The organism is Streptomyces sp. NPDC048411, assembly GCF_040704695.1.
In the GTDB taxonomy this organism is placed as follows: Bacteria; Actinomycetota; Actinomycetes; order Streptomycetales; family Streptomycetaceae; genus Streptomyces.
On record NZ_JBEZKL010000034.1, the window covers coordinates 22084 to 39597 of the forward strand.

Genomic DNA, 17514 nt, shown 5'->3' on the forward strand with positions numbered 1-17514 from the left:
CGGGGGGCTCGGCTCCACTCCCACCCCGGTCCTACGCACAGCGCCCCTGGGCGTCGCGCACCGGGCCCGCACCACCGTGCGGAATGTCCTGTCCCGTCGGCTCACCCGCGCCCATAGGTCCGGGCGAGTACGCACACGGCGTCTGCCATGGCCCGGCGCAGTTCCTCCGGCGCGACGACCTCCACATCGATGCCGAGCCGCAGCAGCTCACCACGGGCATGTTCGGTGCTCTCGGTCGGGATGACCGCCTCGATCCAGCCGTCGTCGCCAACCGCCTGTGCCGTGGCGTCGAATGCCCGGACCACCTCGGGGGGAACGTTGGCCGGCAGCCGCTCGCGCCCCTTCGGGGACAAGCGGATGGTCGCAGTGCCCGTATAGCGGCGCGCCTGGAAGTCGTCCAGGTAGGACGACCAGTACTCACCCAGGACGAAGTCCTCCGGCCGTTCGAAACGCTCGTCACTCAGCATCGCGTCGAGGACCTGGGTGATCCGGTAGGTGGCGATCCGGCCGTTGGCTGCGGCCACGAGGTACCAGGTGCCGGACTTGAGCACCAGGCCGTAGGGGTGCAGCCGGCGGTTCACCTCCTGCGGCTCGCGCCAGCGCCGGTAGCGCACATCCACCGCGTGCCGGCTGAACACCGCCTCGACGAGCAGCGGCAGATACGGAGTCGCCTCGGCTTCCCGGTACCAGCCCGGTGCGTCCAAGTGGAACATCGCGTCGGCCCGCGTCGCCTCTTCGCGCAGCCCCGCCGGTAGCGCGGCCAGCAACTTCAGCCGTGCTGCCGCTACTTCCGCCGCGAGCCCCAGATCGGCAGCGGGCGTGGGCAGTCCGGCGAGGAACAACGCTCTGGCCTCGCGCTCGCTCAACCCGGTGAGGCGGGTGCGGTAGCCGTCGAGCAGCTGATAGCCGCCGACGCGGCCCTGCTCGGCACGGACCGGGATCCCGGCGGCCTGCAGGCGATCAAGGTCGCGGTAGGCGGTACGTACGGAGACGCTCAGCTCGTCGGCCAGCCGTCGTGCCGACATACGGCCACGGGTCTGGAGCAACAGCAGCATCGAAAGCAACCGGTCGGCGGACACAGGAGGATTCTGCTCCGAAACACTGACAGCTTCTGGCACACATGGGCCCTACCGTCGGCCCACGTCGATCCACCCGGCCCGAAGAACGCGAAAGAGGAATCGTCCGTGCCCAGAACCGACCCTGCCGACCACCCTGCTGTGATCGAGCTTCGCCAGTACACCCTGCGCCCCGGCCGCCGGGACGAGCTCATCGATCTGTTCGACCGGGAGTTCGTCGAAACCCAGGAGGAGGCCGGGATGATCGTCCTCGGCCAGTTCCGGGACCTCGACGATCCGGACCGTTTCGTCTGGCTGCGCGGCTTCACGGACATGGAGGTCCGGCGGGAGGCCCTGTCCGCCTTCTACGGCGGGCCGGTCTGGGCCGCGCACGGCCCCCAGGCCAACGCCACCATGGTCGATTCCGACAATGTCCTGCTCCTGCGGCCCCTGCCGGCCGGGAGCGGCTTCGCGGTGACCCCGTCCGACCGGCCGCAGGAAGCTGCCGCGGTACCGGATCGGTTCGTGGCCTGCGCGCTGTGGCACTTCCCTCCGGGCTGCCACAACGGCATCGAACTGATCCGGGACGGTCTCGTCCCTGCGCTGCGGGAAACAGGGCCCGCACCACTCGCCGTACTCACCACGGAGCCGGCGGCCAACACATTCCCCAGGCTCCCGGTCCGCACCGGTGAGAACGTCGTCGCGGTCCTCACCTCGTACCCGGACGAGAGTGCGCACCGCGGTCACCTCGCCCGCGCCATGGCTCATCCCCTCGTACGGGAGGACCTTCTTACGGACATCGAGCAGGCGCAGACCGCAGCCCCCGAACTCCTGAGGCTGGCACCCACGGCCCGCTCACTCATCCGCTGAGAGACGGGGCGCCCTCTCGCGCCCCGGCGGGACACCGCCCCCAGCCTCCTGAACGGGGCGTTCCCGCACGTGCCGGTCCGGGTGGTGCACGCCCCCGGACCGGCTGGGTGGTCTCGGCGACTGCGCCCCTCGCGCCTTCGGTGTTAGCGTCGTGTCCATGTCTAAGACCGAGATCGACGCAGTGACCGCCGAGTTCTTCGGCGCCTTCGACAATCGGGGCGGCAAGGCTGCCGACGTGGCCCGGATCCGGCGGCTGGTTCTTCCGAGCGGCGTGATCGTCACCACCGCCCCGGAGTTCACGGTCTACACCGTGGACGAATTCATCGAGCCTCGCCGGCAGCTGCTGTCCGACGGTCGACTGGTCGAGTTCTCCGAGTGGGAGACCTCCGAGCGGACCGAGATCGTCGGCGACATCGCGTCGCGGTTCAGCGAATACCGCAAGTCCGGGGTCTTGGACGGTGAGCCGTACGACGGTGTCGGGACCAAGACCTTCCAGTTCGTCCGCACCTCGGACGGCTGGCGGATCACGGCATTCGCCTGGCACGACCGGCCCTGATTCCTCGGGCACCCGTCGGGGCGGGACGGCCGGCAGAGAGACAGAGCTCCCCCCGCCCAAGGTGCCGGAAGCCGAAGGTCCCACGCCCCGTTCACCTGCCCGGATTGCGGCCTCCCCCGCGGTCGGGAGCCCACTCCCTGTCGCGGGGGAGGCCGTTACTGGGTCATCGGGTCCGGTAGGCGTCCATGATGGTTTGGGTGAGGGTGTTCCCGTCGGTGTCGGTCAGCTTCGCGCGCAAGGAGACGCCGGTGTCCGCGCCCGGGTTGTGGATCGTGACGGCGCCGTTCTCGACCGGAACCCGGGTCCACGAGGCGCCGTTGTCCACGGACACCGCGACCGCCAGCGAGCGCACACGTCCGTCCGCGGCGGCGCCCAGCACCGTGACGGGGACACGGAGTGCCGCGTTCGCCGCCGCGGTGCCGGTCGGGCTGAGCGCGGGCGAGAACCGCACGGCGCTCACCGGGACCGGGGTCTGGCCGGTCGTGGTGAGCGAGCTGAAGGTCCACGACGCGGTCACACGCGTGGCGGTGCCGGGCGCACCCTTGCGATTCACCGTGCTGGTGAGCCGGTATGCCGCGCGCCCCGATGGCACGGTGAACTCGGCTCGTCCGGGGGCGCCTGCCTTGGTCCCGACGCGCACGCCGTCACGGTAAAGAGTGGTCGAGGCCGTGCTGTACTGCGGTGACCACGGCACGTGGCCATCGCCGTCGGCAAGCAGCGGGACATCGACGGTGACGCGGTCGCCGTCGCGAACGACGCCGGGGCGGCCGGTGAGGTCGGGGCCGAAGACGGCGTTGTCGAAGGTGTGCGTGGTCGTGCCACCGGCCCGCACGGCGACGCCATCGGCGCTGTAGCGGCTCGATGCCGCGCCGGGCGTACCGGGGGCAGAGTAGGAGATGTCCCAGGTGCCGCGTTCAGGTGTCACGAGGTAGGTGGCGGTGCCGGGGGTCGCCATCATCTGGGCGACGCCGACGGTCGGTCCGGCACTCGGTTGCAGGTCGACGGACGCGGTCCCTGCGGTGCCCGGCCGGGCCGCGCCGCGGATCTGCACGGTGGCCAGGTCCTTCGGGGAGGGGTGCCGGGTGAGCCCCGTCAGGGCGCGGGGGCCGGTGAAGGTATAGCCGAGCGCGTAGCCGACGGTCTCGGTCGTCCAGTACGCGTCGAACCACTGCTTCACCGATCCGGGTTCACTGTCGGGACCCAGGTGCGCGACGCGCAGGTTCGAGCTGGAGTTGATCAGGTTGGCGTCCCGGGTGGTGCCGTCGTGCGTGACCTCGACGAACATCGCGCTGTGCAGGAAGCCCGCGGAGCCGTCGGGCGGCCGTACGTCGACGGGGACGGTGGTCCGCGCGTCGACGGTGATGGTGGTGTCGCGGTCGAGGTCGAGGCGCGGTTGGACGATCCAGTCCGTCCCGTCCGCTTCGTTACCTGTGGTCAGGGAGCTGTCCAGGAGGTACCGGCCCCGGGGCAGGCGCACGGTGGTCGTACCGGAAGCGTCGTACGGATGGGCGGCCTCGTCGGCACCCGGGCCGGAGATTCCGGTGACGTTGGTGGCGTAGTTCCCGGTCTTGTGGCCGGTGCGGTCGAGGTGAGTAATCGTGAGGGCGTACGTCGCCGGCTCCGCGGCGAAGGCGGTGGTGTCCCATGCGGGCGTCGCGCTGCCGACCAGGGCGACGGCGAGAGCCAGAGTACGCAGGACACTCCGGCGGGGTACGGAAGAACTGTTCATGACCTGCACTGCGCTTCCGGGCGCCGGCGTTCCCGTGAGCTGCGTCACGCCGGGTGCGAGGGCGTGGCCCCGCTGCGGCACGTGTGGCGCACGTCACCGGAACCGGCGCAACGGACGTGGCAGAGCAGAGTGTGGAATCACTCATGAGGAATCGCTTCCGCCGCGGAGACCGCGACGCCTTGGGAGAGCTGTACGACGAGCACGCCCAGGTGCTGTACCGCTATGCCCTGCGGGTGACGGGCGACTGGGCGGAGGCCGAAGACGTCGTCTCGGCGACCTTCCTGGAAGCATGGCGCAGCCGGGAGAAGCTGCGCCCCGACGGGGACAGTCTGCGCCCGTGGCTGCTGGGAATCGCCACCAACATCATGCGCCGCAACGCACGCGCACGCCGACGCCGTGAGATCGCGCTCGCCCGCGTCCCGGAACGCGGTTCGATTCCGGACTTCGTCGACGATCTCGTCACGCACCTCGCGGATGCCGAGCAACTGCGCGCCGCCCACACCGCACTCGCCCGCCTGCGGCGGCGCGACCGGGAGGTCTTCACCCTCGTGGTGTGGGCCGGCCTGGACTACGCGGCCGCGGCCGACGCACTCGGCGTGCCGGTCGGCACCGTCCGCTCACGCCTGTCCCGCGCCCGTACCCGACTGCGCGAGCTCGCCGGCACCGAAGCGCGCGCCGCACGTTCGCGGACCACGCAGGCCGGAGCCGGCCGGCCGGCCGCGGCGGAAAGCAGGGAACACTCCGCCAGCCCCGACAAGCCAGTACCGGGCCGTATCCCCGTCGCCCGGCCGTTGACCCAGGAGAACCACGGATGAACACCTCCCCGCGGCGCCGTACGCATCACCGGTCCGAGAAGACCGAACGCCTCGGCCTCACCAGCCTGCTGCCCCCGCCGCCGGTCCCCGGCCTGGGTCCCGACCGCGAACTGCTGCTGAAGGAAGCACTGCTGCGCAAGGCTGCCCCCGCCGAACAGCCCGGCGTCCTCACCACCCGGGCGCCGCGCCGGCGCCTGGTCCGGGTCCTGGTGCCGGCTGTCGCCTGCGCCTTGGCAGTCTGCGGCGTCGTGGCCGTGAACCTCGCGGACACGCCAGGGCGCGACAACATCGCGGTCACACACGGCGGCGCCCTCCGTGCACCCGAAGTGACACAGCTCCTCGACCGCATCGCGCTCGCCGCCGCCGGAAGGAAGCAACCGACGTTCCGTGCCGACCAGTTCGTGTACATCGAGAGCAAGGTCGCCTACGCCGCGCAGAGCGCCGGAGGAGGCCCCGTGACCATGGCCCCCGTGCACACGCGGCAGGTGTGGTTGTCCGCCGACGGCAGCCGCCCCGGCCTGCTGCGCGAGGGGGGCGGGCCTGACACCCCGCTCGGCACCGACGCACCGGTCCACACCCTCGACGGCCCTGGGGCGACGCCCCGGCCGAGCACGGCGCACAGGGCGGACCCGTCGATCACCAACCCGACCCATCAGTACGTCGCGTCGCTGCCCACCGACCCCGACGCCCTGCTGAAAATGATCCGGGACGAGACCCGCGGACAGGGCCAGGACCCGGATCAGCGAGCATTCACCGCGATCGGCGAACTGCTGGCCGAGACCTGGGCACCACCGCAGGTCAGCGCCGCGCTCTACAAGGCCGCCGCGAAGATCCCCGGGGTGACGGTGATCCATGCGGTCGCCGACGCCACGGGACGTGAGGGCGTTGCCGTCGCCCGTACGGCACACGGGCAGCAGACGCAGTGGGTCTTCGACCGGACCACGTACGCGTTCCTCGGTGAACGCACGGTCCTCACCGAAGCCGGCGACGCCGGCCCGGCCGGGACCGTTGTCGGCACCTCCGCGGTCCTCACCAAGGCCGCGGTCGAGCGGGCCGGCGAGACTCCCGCGCCGACGACCACGTAGAGAGGCAGCCATCCATACGTGCCGCCCCGGATCGCGGTTCCACCGGGGCGGCAGCCACCGGCTCGCATCCGTTCAGGAATCGTGTGCGTGGACGGACTGCGCCGTTCCGCGACCTCCCCCTGTTGCGACGGCCCACTCGCCCCTACTCGCCGATGCGTACCATCGCGAGCGTGATGTTGTCGGGGCCTCCCGCCTCGATAGCGGCCTTCCACAGCTCGAAAGCGGCCCTGCCGTCGTTGTGCACGCGCAGCAGACTGTCGAGTGCGTCCTCCGTCACCGGGTCGGTCAGCCCGTCGGTGCAGACCAGGTAGCGATCACCTGCGGACAGCGGCGCCGTCGTGACGTGGGGTGTGATGGCGCTGAACCGGCGGGCGCCGCCGAGCGCCTGTGTGACAAGTGACGTGGTGCGCCGGCCCGGCGGCAACGGCGGGCTGTCGTCCACGCTCACCTGGCGGAGTCCGTCCCGAGTCGCGTCGAGCACCCTGCTGTCGCCGACGTTGAAGGCGAGCAGCGACTCCGCCAGCACGACGGCGCCCGCGACCGTGGTCCCCATGGTGACCAGTTCCGGATTGCCGTCGGCGGCTGCGTACACCGCGTCGTTGCAGACGTTCAGAGCGTCACGAACGGCTTCCTCGCTGTCCAATGAAGGACCGAACGACGCGAGTTGGCGGACGACCAGCGCACTGGCCACTTCGCCGGCGGGCTGCCCGCCGATCCCGTCGGCGACCGCGACGACGAGCGGCGTGCCGAGCGGGAACAGCAGCGTCTGCGGATTCTCGGTCACGGTGCCGCACAGCGTCCACGGTCCGACAACGAGGCTGTCCTCGTTGTGATCGCGAATGAGCCCGGTGTGGCTCAACGCAGTGACGGCAATGTACGGCATCGAAGGGCCCCGCTCTCCGCTACGGCAGGTGCGTCCCGTATCTCCATTGTGGCGCCCTGGGCACGCGTCGGCTGTTCGGGGCTGCAGGCCGTCCACGGCCCCGAAGATCTGCTCGCCGCGTGGCGCACGCACCGATGAGCGACGGCGTGCGACACGCACCCCTGCCCGTACGTGCCACTCAGGGCGCTGGACAGCTGTCACCAGGAGCGTCCGGAGCAGTGCGCGACGAGATCGCTCCGCAGCATCAAAGGCGCGCTGCCGGATACGCCACGCCGCTGACGCCGACCCTGCCCGTCCGTGCCTCCACTACGGCGCACTCGCCCGGCGAGGCGTTACGGCCTCCGGCCTCAGGGGCAGGGATCGGACCATGCCCATGCTCGTCGGAACCTCAGGGTGGCAGTACAAGGACTGGCGCGGCGTTCTCTATCCCCCCGGGCACCCGCAGCGGCTGTGGCTGGAGGAGTACGCCCGGCACTTCGCCACCGTGGAGAACAACAACGCCTTCTACCGGCTCCCCACGGCGGAGACCTTCGCCTCCTGGCGGGAGCGGACACCGCAGGGGTTCGTCATGGCGGTCAAGGCCAGCCGCTACTTGACCCATCTGAAGCGGCTGCACGATCCCGCGGAGCCGGTGCTCCGGCTGATGGATCACGCCGAGGCCCTCGGCGACCGCCTGGGACCCGTGCTGCTCCAACTGCCTTCGAACTTCCATGCGGACATCGGGGCTCTGGACGCCTGCCTGAGCTGCTTTCCCGACGGGGTTCGGGTGGCCGTCGAACTCCGGCACACCTCGTGGTGGGAGGCGGAGCGGGAGCTCCGGGCGGTGCTGGAACGGCATGGCAGCGCCCTGTGCTGGGCAGATCGCTGGTCCCGCCCGGTGACGCCGCTGTGGCGTACCGCGTCATGGGGGTACGTACGGTTTCACGGCGGCATCGCGGAGCCGCCGCCGCGCTACGGCCGCCAGGCGTTGACGTCCTGGGCCCGTCGCATCGTCGACGCCTGGCCCGACGAGGACGATGTGTATGTGTACTTCAACAACGACCTGGGTGGTGCGGCCGTCGTGGACGCCGTGAAATTCGCCCGCGCAGCGGCCGCGTTGGGCCGGACAGTGAGCCGTACGCCTCCCGGAGCCCTGCCGGGGCAGTCCACGCCCTGAGGGTTTTCCTGCCGGGCTCGGGCTGTTCCGGGTGCGGCGGAATCGGAGCGGCTCGCCTCGCAGGCCGGATCTCCCCCACCGCTCCGCGCCGACAGCGATCCGCTCCGCATCCGGCCGCGCGGCACCGGGCGAGGGGGTGAATTCCCGTACGCGCGGCGTTGCTTGAGGCAGCAGTCAGCTCGACCGTCACGATGAGGCGGGTCGCACCGATGGGCCCTTCGCCCGGCGCCCCGGTGCGACCGTATGCCGTTGATTGGCGACCCTGCCGGACCTGGCTGATGATGGAAGTTCAAGGAGCGACGTCCAAGGGCTGGGCCATGGCTGTGTGGCATGTGCGGGACTTCACGCCGGACGATCTCGAATCGGTGGTGCGACTCGACGCGGAGAGCACCACGACCGACCAGCCCGCTGTTTTCCGCCTGTCCGAGGTCGTCGCCGCGGTGCAGGCACAGAATCCCGGTGTCGTCGCGGTGGCCGACGGGCACCTCGTGGGCGCGGCGGTGGGACGGGTGGACGGCGACCGGGCCTGGGTGCTGCGTATCGCCCTGCATCCGGCCTGGCGGAACCTGGGGCTGGGCACCGCGCTGCTCTCCGCCCTGGAGCGCCGCCTGCAGAGCGCCGGAGCCAAGATCGTCGCCGCGGTTCTGCCCGAGGAGGAGACGGGCGCCGCAGCGCTCGGCCATTCCGGGTTCCGACAGCACCGGGGGCTGACGTACTTCGAGAAGGTGCAGTCGGTGACCGCCCAGGACTCCGCGATCCTGTCCTCGCTCGGGGCGACGGTGCCCGCGGCCGGGCTCTGGGAGAAGCTCTCGGGTATGGCGGACGAGAAGCGGCTCGTCGAACGCCGGCTGGTGCTTCCCCTGGCCAACCCCGAGCTTGCTGACGCGCACGGCGTCGAACCGCCCCAGGCCGTCGTCCTGTTCGGTCCCCCGGGGACGGGCAAGAGCACGTTCGCCAAGGCTGTGGCAAGTCGGCTCGGCTGGCCGTTCGTCGAGCTCTTCCCCTCCCGGCTCGCACTGGAGGACGGGCTCGCGCACGGACTCAGCCGCCGCTTCGAGGAGATCGCACAACTCGACCATGCACTGGTCTTCATCGACGAGGTGGAGGAAGTCGCCGGCACCCGCAACCTCGCCGACCCCATGTCTGTCGGCGTGGTCAATGAGCTCCTCAAATCGATCGTGCGGTTCCGCGACCGCGACGGCAGACTGCTCATCTGCGCCACCAATACGGTCGCCGCCCTGGATCCGGCCTTCCTGCGCCATGGCCGATTCGATTACGTGCTGCCCGTCGGGCCGCCCGACCACGAGGCCCGTAAGGCCCTGTGGACCAGCTATATCGCCAAGACCGGGACCGAAGCCGACACGGCCGTGCTGGCCGACGCCAGCGAGGGATTCACCCCCGCCGACATCAGGCAAGCCGCCCGTACGGTCGCCCAGTCCGCCTTCGAACGCACCCTCGACACCGGGGAGAGGGCCCAGCCGACCACCGAGGACTTTCTCCACACGATCAGGCACACCCGTCCCACCGTCACCACCGACATGGCCCTGGAGTTCGCCGACCACACCATCCGCTACGGCCGCACCTGAAGGCCCGCGCCGGGCATGGATCCGCTCGGGCGGGCCCATGCCCGTGCGCGGTCTCCGAGCGGCTCCGGCAACTGTTTCCGGGTGGCCGCGGGGAGGCATACGAAACCGGGCGCCGCGGGAGAACGCACCGAGCTCGGTGAGCTCGGCCGGGGGACGGGTGCGCCCGGGCGTCCGCGGATGCGGTGCCCCGCCACAGCCGGGGTGATCCTTTTGCCCGCCCGGTTCAGGTGATCTTCTTTATCGCCTTTCGGGCGCCATTCCCTACCTTGCGCACTCACGAACCGCCCGTTGCACAGCGTGAAACGAAAAGAGAAGGCGCATTCATTCGCCGGTGACATCTCCCACATCGATGTTCGGCAATGCGGTCACCGAATAGTAGATATCACAACGGCGACTTGATGAGATTTGTCCGACTTGATGTCACATGCCCCGCGCGGGGTGGGCCGGAATCCGAACGGGCGGGTGGTCGCGCCCGTTCCTTCGGCGCGCAGGGAACCCTGACGACGCGACAGGACTTCTCACGGCTCCGGGAGCCGGACAAGCACGGCCGGGCGACCGTGGCAAGGGCCGGCCATCACTACGAAGCTCGATAGTCATGGGGCGTGTTGCCCCGCCTCGCGGCAGTTCCAAGAATGACGGCCGCACAGCATCTCCACAGCTCAAGCCAGGAACTGCGCTGAGCCCTGCCCTACCGGGGGCGCTTGGCGATTACCGAGCGAGGTCACGCATGAGGAAGCACCGCAGGAAGAAGTCCTACCGGCCGATAGCCATCGCTGTCGTCGCAGCGGGAGCCGTGGGCATCCCCTCCGCGGCCATGGCCTGTCTGGGCGCTCCGGAGGACGCGGGCAGCCGGCCCTCCGCCCACTGGGAGACCGTGAGCTCCGCGCACCACTGGAAGACCCCGAGCTCCGCGCACCACTGGACGGCCGGCCCCCGGGGGCAGAAGCCGACTGCGAGTGCGCCCACGAGCCCTGCGGCGTCTGCGAGCGCATCGGCAGCACCGGCCCCGACCACCACCCCCGCGTCCGCGGACACGGCCCGCGTGCTGGCGCTCGTCAACAGCGAGCGCGGCAAGGTCGGATGCTCGCCGCTCTCCGTCAATGCCAAGCTGACCAAGGCCGCGCAGGACCACAGCAAGGACATGGCCGACCACCGGAACATGTCCCACACGGGCTCCGACGGATCGTCGCCCAGCGACCGGATCACGCGAGCCGGTTACACCTGGAGTGCCTACGGCGAGAACGTCGCCTACGGCTACTCCACACCCGAGTCGGTGATGAATGCCTGGATGACCAGCCCGGGACACAAGCGCAACATCCTCGACTGCACGTACAAGGAAATCGGCATCGGACTCGCGCAGCCCGGCCACTACTGGACGCAGGATTTCGGAACGGCCCGATAGCGGACCAGGAAATCCTCGGTGGTCGCCGCGTCGCACCCGGTCGCGATACCGGCGTCGAGGCACAGAATGACGAACAGGAACCAGCCGGTGATGGCCATGGGTACCGTGCGCTCCAACCGGCCCTATGTACTGGTCGATTGCTCATACCTCGGCGGCCGGCCCGCGGGACGGTGCTCGCGGCAGCCTCGACCGGTTGAACCCCGTGTCCACCGGCCCGTGGACACCAAGGGCCCGCCGGCATCTCCGTGGCCCGTGGCGGCGTGCGTGGCTCAGGAACTGCCGCTCGCGTTCTCCTGAAGGATCGCGGCGATGTCGGCCACGTCGTTCCCGATGGTCAGCACGCCGTTGATGTCGGGCGTCGAGGCGCCGTTCACCCCGATGAAGAACACGTCGTAGTGCCCCTGGCTCGTCTCCAGATACCCGGCCGTCGTCTCCGCGCCCACCGCCAGCCGGTCGTTGAGGAGGTCGCCGCCTGCGACGGTTCCCGTCTTGGCGAAAACCTTGCCCCGGGCGAGGCAGTCGCGGCAGTTGCCCGCGAGGCTGCCGTCGACGCCCAGGGTCGGCAGAGCCTCCCGGAAGCGGTCCGCATCGGGGGTGCCCTGCCAGTACGTCAGGATCCGGGCGACGGCGCGGGGCGTGGCGCGGTCGGCCGGGTTGCCACCGCGGCCGTCGGCCAGGTGCACCGCCTTGCGGTCCACCTTCGCCTCGTCCAGGAACTTCGCCAGTGCGGGGAATCCGTGCTGGCACTGATGACTTCCCGTGCTGACGGCCATCAGGCAGATGCCGAGGTTCGCCCCGAGGTTGTGGCTCGCCTTGAGGATGAGGCGGGCGTACTGCTCGAACGGCGGGGACGTGAACCGGGCCACCTCGGGCGCGCCCCGGTAGGAGTCGGGCAGCTTGCCGGCCGGATTGGCTCCGCCCGCGGCCGCAGTGACCTCGACCCCGGCCCGCTTCAGTGCCTCGATCAAGGCGGTGCGGCCGAAGGCGTTCGGGTCCCGGATGTCCGACACCCGCAGGACCGGGGCGGAATCGGCGGCGATGGTGCCGGAGAGCTGGATCCGGGTGCCGTCGGCGGAGGGCGTCACCGTGATGTCGGCGGGCTTGCCCGCCTCGACGGTCCGGACGGAGGACGTGACGCGGTACGGCGCCACCTTCGGGCGCCAGTCCAGCTCGGCGGGCGCGCCCGGTGCGTCGCCGGGGGTGGTGAGCAGGTCGATGAGGTTGTCGTTGATGATCAGCGGCGTCGGCGCCGGGTCGAGTTCCGGGTCGGGACGGAACAGCCGGGCGTCCACGACCACGTCGCCGTCCACCTTGGTGATCCCCGAGGCGCGTACCTGCCGGGCCAGTTGGTCGATGCCGGCCAGCGGGTTCTGCGAGGTGAGAGTCGCTCCGGGGATGTCGTCGGCGTAGCTGTGGTCGATGGTGGTGAAGGCGACGGTGCCGTCCGCACGCGTACGGCCGCCGAGGGTCAGGTCGCCCTGCGCGACGAGGTCCAGATTCCCGGTGAGGGTCGCGCCCCGGCGCTCTCCGACGGCATGAACCGGCGTGACGAAGCGGTGATCGCTGCCGAGGGTGTGCCAGACGCCGCTGACGCCGAACAGTTTGGCCACGGAACCCGGGGTGAAGAACTGGTCCGCGTAGCGCGACTGCACCACCTTGCCGGTCTCCGGGTTCTGCTCGAACAGACCCCACTGGGCGTGCGGGTAGTCGGGCTTGCCCATGATCGAGGAGATGCGCGGGTCGAGCTCGTCCGGGGCTTTCGACGGCATCACCCAGTCCATGCCGAACGCGGCGACAGTGGCGACCAGCACGAGGCCGAGGAGGGTGAAGACGCGCCGATGCCTCCGATTCCGGCGTCGGTTTCCGGTGACGGCTGATGACATGCGAACTCCACCGGTGTGTGTGATGCACGAAGACCGGGAAAAGGGCGTTCTGAGGGTATGACTCGCGGGCGGCGCAGGCGGGTGGTCAGGCGCGGCGCGGCGGGCACATCCCTCGGACGGTGGCGGGAGGTGGGGCGGGTGTGTCCGTGCGGTCGTGGCACGGGTCCGCGTCCGAACCGTCGCGGCGCGGAATGATGCGTGCATGACCGACGACCTGGTGGAGTTCCTGCGCGCCCGCCTCGACGAGGAGGCGGACCTGGCACTGCCTTACGCCGACCACGCCGACCACCGGCAGGAGTGGCTGCCGCATCGCATGCGCGACAGCGACTGAGAGCCTGTCGGGGCTCATCGGTCCAGAAGAGCCGGGAGGCCCGCGAAGGAGTCGAGGACGTGGTCCGGGGTGCCGGTGGCGGAGCGGTGTGTCTCGGGCAGGTACTTGCCTGTTCTGACGAGGACGCCCGTGATGCCGCACCGCTGGGCCGCGAGTACGTCGGTCTCGATGTCGTCGCCCACCATCAGCGTGCCGGACGCGGTGGCGCCGAGGTGGGCCAGAGCGGTGGCGTAGAACGCCTCGGCGGGTTTGCCGGTGATTTCCGCCTCGGTCCGGGCGGCCCGTTCCAGCCCCGGGAGGAAGGCCCCGGTGTCGAGGGCGAGACCTTCCGCCGTACGCCAGTACAGGTTGCGGTGCATGGCGATCAGCCGGGCGCCGTGCTGGAGGTGGCGGAACGCGGCGTTGAGCGACGCGTAGTCGAACGCGTCGCCCGCGCCTCCCAGGACGACCACGTCCGCGGGAGCGCTCTCCCCCACGTCGACGACGGTCACGCCCGTCAGGTCCTCGCTGACGTCGCCGCTGTTGAGCAGCGCGCACCGGGCACCCGGGCAGTGGGCGCGCAGGTACGCGGCGGTGACGGCGGGCGCAGTGAGGATGTCGTCCTCGCCGACGGGGAAGCCCGCCGCGGCCAGCTTCGCCGCGATCCGGGCACGGGTGCGTGAGGTGGTGTTGGTGACCAGGGCGAACGGGAGTCCGGCGGCACGCAGCCGCTCCAGGGCGGCCACCGCGCCGGGCAGCGGTTCCCAGTCGACGGTGAGCACGCCGTCGATGTCGATCAGTACCGCTCCGATCCGTTCCATGGATCGACCGTCGCCGACTTGCGCGGGTGCCGCAAATGGGGTTGCTTCGAAGTAGGTGCGTACGTGCCTCTGTCTCCCCTGGGTCGGAGGTGAACCACCGTGCTGTTCACCGATCGCACGGATGCGGGCAGGCAGCTCGCCGAAGCGCTCCGGCATCTGCAGGGGGAGGAAGAGGGGGAGAAACCCGTCGTTCTGGGGCTGCCCCGTGGCGGGGTCCCGGTCGCCGCGGCGGTGGCGACCGCGCTCGGCGCACCTCTCGATGTGATCGTGGTCCGCAAGCTCGGTGTTCCGTACCACCGTGAGCTGGCATTCGGTGCCATCGGGGAGGGCGGGGTGCGGGTGATCAATGAAGACGTCGTACGCCGCGGGGGGATCAGCCGCGGGGACATCGCGTCCGTGGAGCGCGCCGAGACGGCCGAACTCGCCCGGCAGGCACGGCAGTTCCGGGGCGACCGGCCGCGGTTGGAGCTGGCCGGCCGTACCGCGATCGTGATCGACGACGGGGTGGCGACCGGCGCCACGGCCTCGGCCGCCTGCGAGGTCGTACGGGCGCAGGGCGCGGCCCGGGTGGTACTGGCGGTTCCGGTGGCGCCCGCGGACACGATCGCCTGGCTTCGTACGCAGGTGGACGAGGTGGTCTGTCTCTCCACACCGGCCCTCTTCTCGGCCGTCGGCGAGTGGTACCGGGACTTCTCCCAGACGCCCGACGAGGAAGTTCTCGCACTGTTGAAGGCTTAGAGGAGCTCAGTCCTGCTTGCCGAACCGCAGCTTCCACGGCGCCACCGCAGACTCGATCTGCACGCGCAGTCCGAGCTTCGACTCGCCGTTCACCCGCTCCTCGAATCGGATCGGGACCTCGACCACCCGCAATCCGCGCCTGACCGTGCGGTAGTTCATCTCCACCTGAAAGGAATACCCATTGCTGCGGACGGATGGCAGATCGATCGATTTCAGAGTGTCCGCCCGCCATACCTTGAACCCGGCGGTGGCGTCCTTCACATGCAGTCGCAAAATGGCATTGACATAGAAATTGGCCCAGACGGAGAGCGCCTTGCGGTGCCATGGCCACTCGGCGGCCAGCGAACCACCTTCCACATAACGGGACCCAATGACGACTGCGGCATTCTCGGCGAACAGTTTCTCGACCATGACCGGAACCACCGACGCCGGATGGGAGAGGTCCGCATCCATCTGAATGACAACTTCCGCCTTCTCCGCGAGCGCACGCGTCATCCCGGCCACGTAGGCGCGCCCGAGCCCGTCCTTCTCGGTGCGGTGCAATACTCCGACCAGGCCCGAGGTCTCGGCCGCGAGCCGGTCCGCCACATCCCCCGTGCCGTCGGGCGAATTGTCGTCCACCACCAGAATGTGCAGGTTCGGCAGGTGCAGATCCGTGAGCAGATCGACGAGGATCGGCAGATTCGTCCGTTCGTTGTAGGTGGGGACCACCACCACAATCCTCGGGGAGGTCTTCTCCACGGCCATTCCCTTTCGCCCTCTCGTACTCTCGGGGGTTCCCAGACGTTCTCGGGGGTTCTCCATTGTTCCGCGCTCCCGATCCGCGCGAGCCTAGCACCCGCCCCGTGCCCCTAAATGGGCGAAACATTATTCTCCGGTTTTCCCTCCCTCCTTCGCGACACCTTGGGACCGCTGACGGGCGGAGCCCCGGAGCCCTATGGGCCTCTTCCGTCACCGAATCGGAGTCGTGCCATCAACCACCCGCAGAATCCGGTCACTTTGAGCGCGGCGGCAGATCCCGGGAACCGTTCCGGACCGGATCCGGAAGGCGGCGAGGGACAACGCACCTCGTACCACTACGGGTTATGGGTCGCGCCCGGCGGCTGCCGACCTGCGGCGGGCGGAGCGTTCGGCCGGGCGATAGTCTGGTGCGAGCAGGGACTGGTGACGGTTGCTGCGCGGCGGTGGGGCCCGCCGTACCCGAACCGCGGCAGCAGTGCCGCCAACGGTCCCTACTTGCGGTGGGACGTGCTCGTGTCCGGGCACCCAGCAGGTAGGAGACATGCGCCCATGGGAGCCCAGCAGCCCCGAGCGACACCCGTGACGGATGGTCCTGACGGCACCCGGCGTGTCGCGCCCGTACCCGGGCAGCGCAGCCGGCAGCCGGGCGGGCAGTGGCCCGTCCTCGGCGTCATCGCCCTCGGCGGCGCCGCCGGAGCGACCGCCCGTTACGGAGCGTCGCTGATCTGGAGCACCCCGCCGGGCGGCTTCCCGTGGACGACTCTGGTCGTGAATGTCCTCGGGTGCGCGGTGATCGGCGCGTTCATGGTCCTGATCAGCGACGTATGGGCGGCGCACCGGCTGGTGCGCCCGTTCTTCGGCACGGGGGTGCTGGGCGGGTTCACCACGTTCTCCACGTACGCCGCGGACATCGAACGGCTGGTGGACGGCGGCCGGGCCCGTACCGGCATCGCGTATCTCGGGCTGACGCTGCTGGCGGCGCTCGCCGCGGTGTGGAGTGCGGTGTGGGTGACCCGCCGTGTGCTGGCGTGGAGGCAGCCATGACGAGGGAGACGGAGCCGGCCGGGGCGGCCGAGCGGGGGCTGCGCCTGACGGTCCTGGTCGGGGAGTCCGACGTCTGGCACCACCGCCCCGTCTATGCGGAGATCGTGCACCGGGCGCACCGGGCAGGGCTGGCGGGTGCGAGTGCGTTCCGTGGCATCGAGGGGTTCGGCGCCTCGTCGCGGATCCACACCCAGCGACTGCTGTCGCTGAGCGAGGATCTGCCGGTGGCGGTCGTGATCGTGGACACCGAGGACCGGATCCGCGCGTTCCTGCCGCTCATCGACGAACTGACCGGGGACGGCGTCGTCGTCCTCGACACGTGCGAGATCGTCCGCCCCCGCGACCGGGAGGAGGGCCGGTGACCTGGCTGCTGGTGATCGTCGGCGCCGCGATCGGCGCCCCGCTCCGCTATCTGACCGACCGTGCGGTCCAGGTCCGGCACGACACGGTCTTCCCGTGGGGGACGTTCGCGGTGAACGTGGCGGGATCCCTGCTGCTGGGGCTGCTGACCGGCGCGGTGGCGGCCGGTGCCGCCTCGTCGCAGGTGCAGCTGTTCGTCGGTACGGGGCTGTGCGGGGCGCTGACGACGTATTCGACGTTCGGTTACGAGACGCTGCGGCTGGCCGAGGACGGGGCGAAGCTCTACGCCACGGCCAATGTCGTGGCGAGCGTGGCGGCGGCGCTGGGCGCGGTGTTCGCCGGGGTCGCACTCGCCGAGGCGCTCTGGCAGTGACCCGCAATTACTCTTCCCGTGTAGGCCAAACGGGGGGTGCGCCGTCGCCCGACCGGCGACATGCGGTCGCCGAACGCGCGTTGCGGGGCAGGGACTTCATGATTCCT

Annotated in this window: 18 protein-coding genes and 1 pseudogene; 12 read left to right on the top strand and 7 right to left on the bottom strand. The window is 70.3% G+C overall.

Going from position 1 to position 17514, the window contains the following annotated elements:
• Window positions 1-101: 101 nt before the first annotated feature.
• Window positions 102-1079 carry a WYL domain-containing protein gene (locus AB0915_RS14895; RefSeq protein WP_366691469.1) on the bottom strand — a complete coding sequence of 326 codons (978 nt, stop codon included), beginning with the start codon at window positions 1077-1079 and terminating at the stop codon, window positions 102-104.
• Between the two features lie 105 nt (window positions 1080-1184).
• On the opposite strand from AB0915_RS14895, the gene AB0915_RS14900 reads away from it, so the two are divergent.
• Together AB0915_RS14900 and AB0915_RS14905 are read left to right on the top strand one after the other, a co-directional pair.
• Window positions 1185-1925, top strand: coding sequence for an NIPSNAP family protein (locus AB0915_RS14900; RefSeq protein WP_366691470.1), 741 nt, complete (start codon window positions 1185-1187; stop codon window positions 1923-1925).
• Between the two features lie 157 nt (window positions 1926-2082).
• Window positions 2083-2481 (top strand): nuclear transport factor 2 family protein, encoded by a 399-nt coding sequence (locus AB0915_RS14905; protein WP_366691471.1) that lies wholly within the window; start codon window positions 2083-2085, stop codon window positions 2479-2481.
• 163 nt (window positions 2482-2644) lie between these two features.
• Here AB0915_RS14905 and AB0915_RS14910 read toward each other — a convergent pair whose 3' ends face one another.
• Window positions 2645-4210 (bottom strand): serine protease, encoded by a 1566-nt coding sequence (locus AB0915_RS14910; RefSeq protein WP_366691472.1) that lies wholly within the window; start codon window positions 4208-4210, stop codon window positions 2645-2647.
• A 143-nt stretch (window positions 4211-4353) separates the two neighbouring features.
• Here AB0915_RS14910 and AB0915_RS14915 point away from each other — a divergent pair, with 143 nt between their 5' ends.
• Both AB0915_RS14915 and AB0915_RS14920 read left to right on the top strand, forming a co-directional pair.
• Window positions 4354-5025 (top strand): RNA polymerase sigma factor, encoded by a 672-nt coding sequence (locus tag AB0915_RS14915; RefSeq protein WP_366691473.1) that lies wholly within the window; start codon window positions 4354-4356, stop codon window positions 5023-5025.
• Window positions 5022-6110: a CU044_5270 family protein gene (locus tag AB0915_RS14920; protein ID WP_366691474.1), complete on the top strand. Its 1089-nt coding sequence runs from the start codon at window positions 5022-5024 to the stop codon at window positions 6108-6110. Before AB0915_RS14915 ends, AB0915_RS14920 begins: the two co-directional genes overlap by 4 nt.
• A gap of 142 nt (window positions 6111-6252) precedes the next feature.
• Here the strand turns inward: AB0915_RS14920 and AB0915_RS14925 are convergent, their stop codons facing one another.
• On the bottom strand, window positions 6253-6993 hold the full coding sequence (locus AB0915_RS14925) for a PP2C family serine/threonine-protein phosphatase (RefSeq protein WP_366691475.1): 741 nt from the start codon (window positions 6991-6993) through the stop codon (window positions 6253-6255).
• 367 nt (window positions 6994-7360) lie between these two features.
• Here AB0915_RS14925 and AB0915_RS14930 point away from each other — a divergent pair, with 367 nt between their 5' ends.
• The 3 genes from AB0915_RS14930 to AB0915_RS14940 all read left to right on the top strand — a co-directional run bounded on the left by AB0915_RS14930 (window position 7361) and on the right by AB0915_RS14940 (window position 11137).
• Complete coding sequence (locus tag AB0915_RS14930; RefSeq protein ID WP_366691476.1) at window positions 7361-8149, top strand: DUF72 domain-containing protein; 789 nt, start codon at window positions 7361-7363, stop codon at window positions 8147-8149.
• A 317-nt stretch (window positions 8150-8466) separates the two neighbouring features.
• Window positions 8467-9735 (top strand): GNAT family N-acetyltransferase, encoded by a 1269-nt coding sequence (locus AB0915_RS14935; protein ID WP_366691477.1) that lies wholly within the window; start codon window positions 8467-8469, stop codon window positions 9733-9735.
• Between the two features lie 727 nt (window positions 9736-10462).
• Window positions 10463-11137 (top strand): CAP domain-containing protein, encoded by a 675-nt coding sequence (locus AB0915_RS14940; protein ID WP_366691478.1) that lies wholly within the window; start codon window positions 10463-10465, stop codon window positions 11135-11137.
• Here the strand turns inward: AB0915_RS14940 and AB0915_RS14945 are convergent.
• Together AB0915_RS14945 and dacB are read right to left on the bottom strand one after the other, a co-directional pair.
• A complete protein-coding gene (locus AB0915_RS14945) occupies window positions 11104-11253 on the bottom strand; it encodes a hypothetical protein (protein WP_366691479.1) in 150 nt (49 codons plus the stop codon). The two genes, AB0915_RS14940 and AB0915_RS14945, sit on opposite strands and share 34 nt — an antisense overlap.
• A 153-nt stretch (window positions 11254-11406) precedes the next feature.
• Window positions 11407-13020 (bottom strand): D-alanyl-D-alanine carboxypeptidase/D-alanyl-D-alanine-endopeptidase, encoded by a 1614-nt coding sequence (gene dacB, locus AB0915_RS14950; protein WP_366691480.1) that lies wholly within the window; start codon window positions 13018-13020, stop codon window positions 11407-11409.
• A gap of 202 nt (window positions 13021-13222) precedes the next feature.
• On the opposite strand from dacB, the gene AB0915_RS14955 reads away from it, so the two are divergent.
• Window positions 13223-13351 (top strand): hypothetical protein, encoded by a 129-nt coding sequence (locus AB0915_RS14955; protein WP_366691481.1) that lies wholly within the window; start codon window positions 13223-13225, stop codon window positions 13349-13351.
• 14 nt (window positions 13352-13365) lie between these two features.
• On the opposite strand, the gene AB0915_RS14960 is transcribed toward AB0915_RS14955, so the two are convergent.
• On the bottom strand, window positions 13366-14151 hold the full coding sequence (locus AB0915_RS14960) for an HAD-IIA family hydrolase (RefSeq protein WP_366691482.1): 786 nt from the start codon (window positions 14149-14151) through the stop codon (window positions 13366-13368).
• A 99-nt stretch (window positions 14152-14250) separates the two neighbouring features.
• Between AB0915_RS14960 and AB0915_RS14965 the strand changes: the two are divergent.
• Window positions 14251-14880: pseudogene (locus AB0915_RS14965) on the top strand (phosphoribosyltransferase family protein); the annotation flags it as partial.
• Between the two features lie 15 nt (window positions 14881-14895).
• Here the strand turns inward: AB0915_RS14965 and AB0915_RS14970 are convergent.
• Window positions 14896-15636, bottom strand: a complete 741-nt coding sequence (locus AB0915_RS14970; protein WP_366691483.1) for a polyprenol monophosphomannose synthase — start codon at window positions 15634-15636, stop codon at window positions 14896-14898.
• Between the two features lie 543 nt (window positions 15637-16179).
• Between AB0915_RS14970 and AB0915_RS14975 the strand changes: the two genes are divergently transcribed.
• From AB0915_RS14975 to crcB, 3 genes are read left to right on the top strand one after another with little or no spacing between them, the layout of a single operon-like run.
• Window positions 16180-16674: a CrcB family protein gene (locus AB0915_RS14975; protein WP_366691484.1), complete on the top strand. Its 495-nt coding sequence runs from the start codon at window positions 16180-16182 to the stop codon at window positions 16672-16674.
• Window positions 16671-17036: a DUF190 domain-containing protein gene (locus tag AB0915_RS14980; protein ID WP_366691485.1), complete on the top strand. Its 366-nt coding sequence runs from the start codon at window positions 16671-16673 to the stop codon at window positions 17034-17036. The genes AB0915_RS14975 and AB0915_RS14980 overlap by 4 nt, the downstream gene beginning before the upstream one ends.
• Entirely contained in the window at window positions 17033-17407 is a 375-nt protein-coding gene (gene crcB, locus AB0915_RS14985; RefSeq protein WP_366691486.1) for a fluoride efflux transporter CrcB, read from the top strand. Before AB0915_RS14980 ends, crcB begins: the two co-directional genes overlap by 4 nt.
• Window positions 17408-17514: the final 107 nt, after the last annotated feature.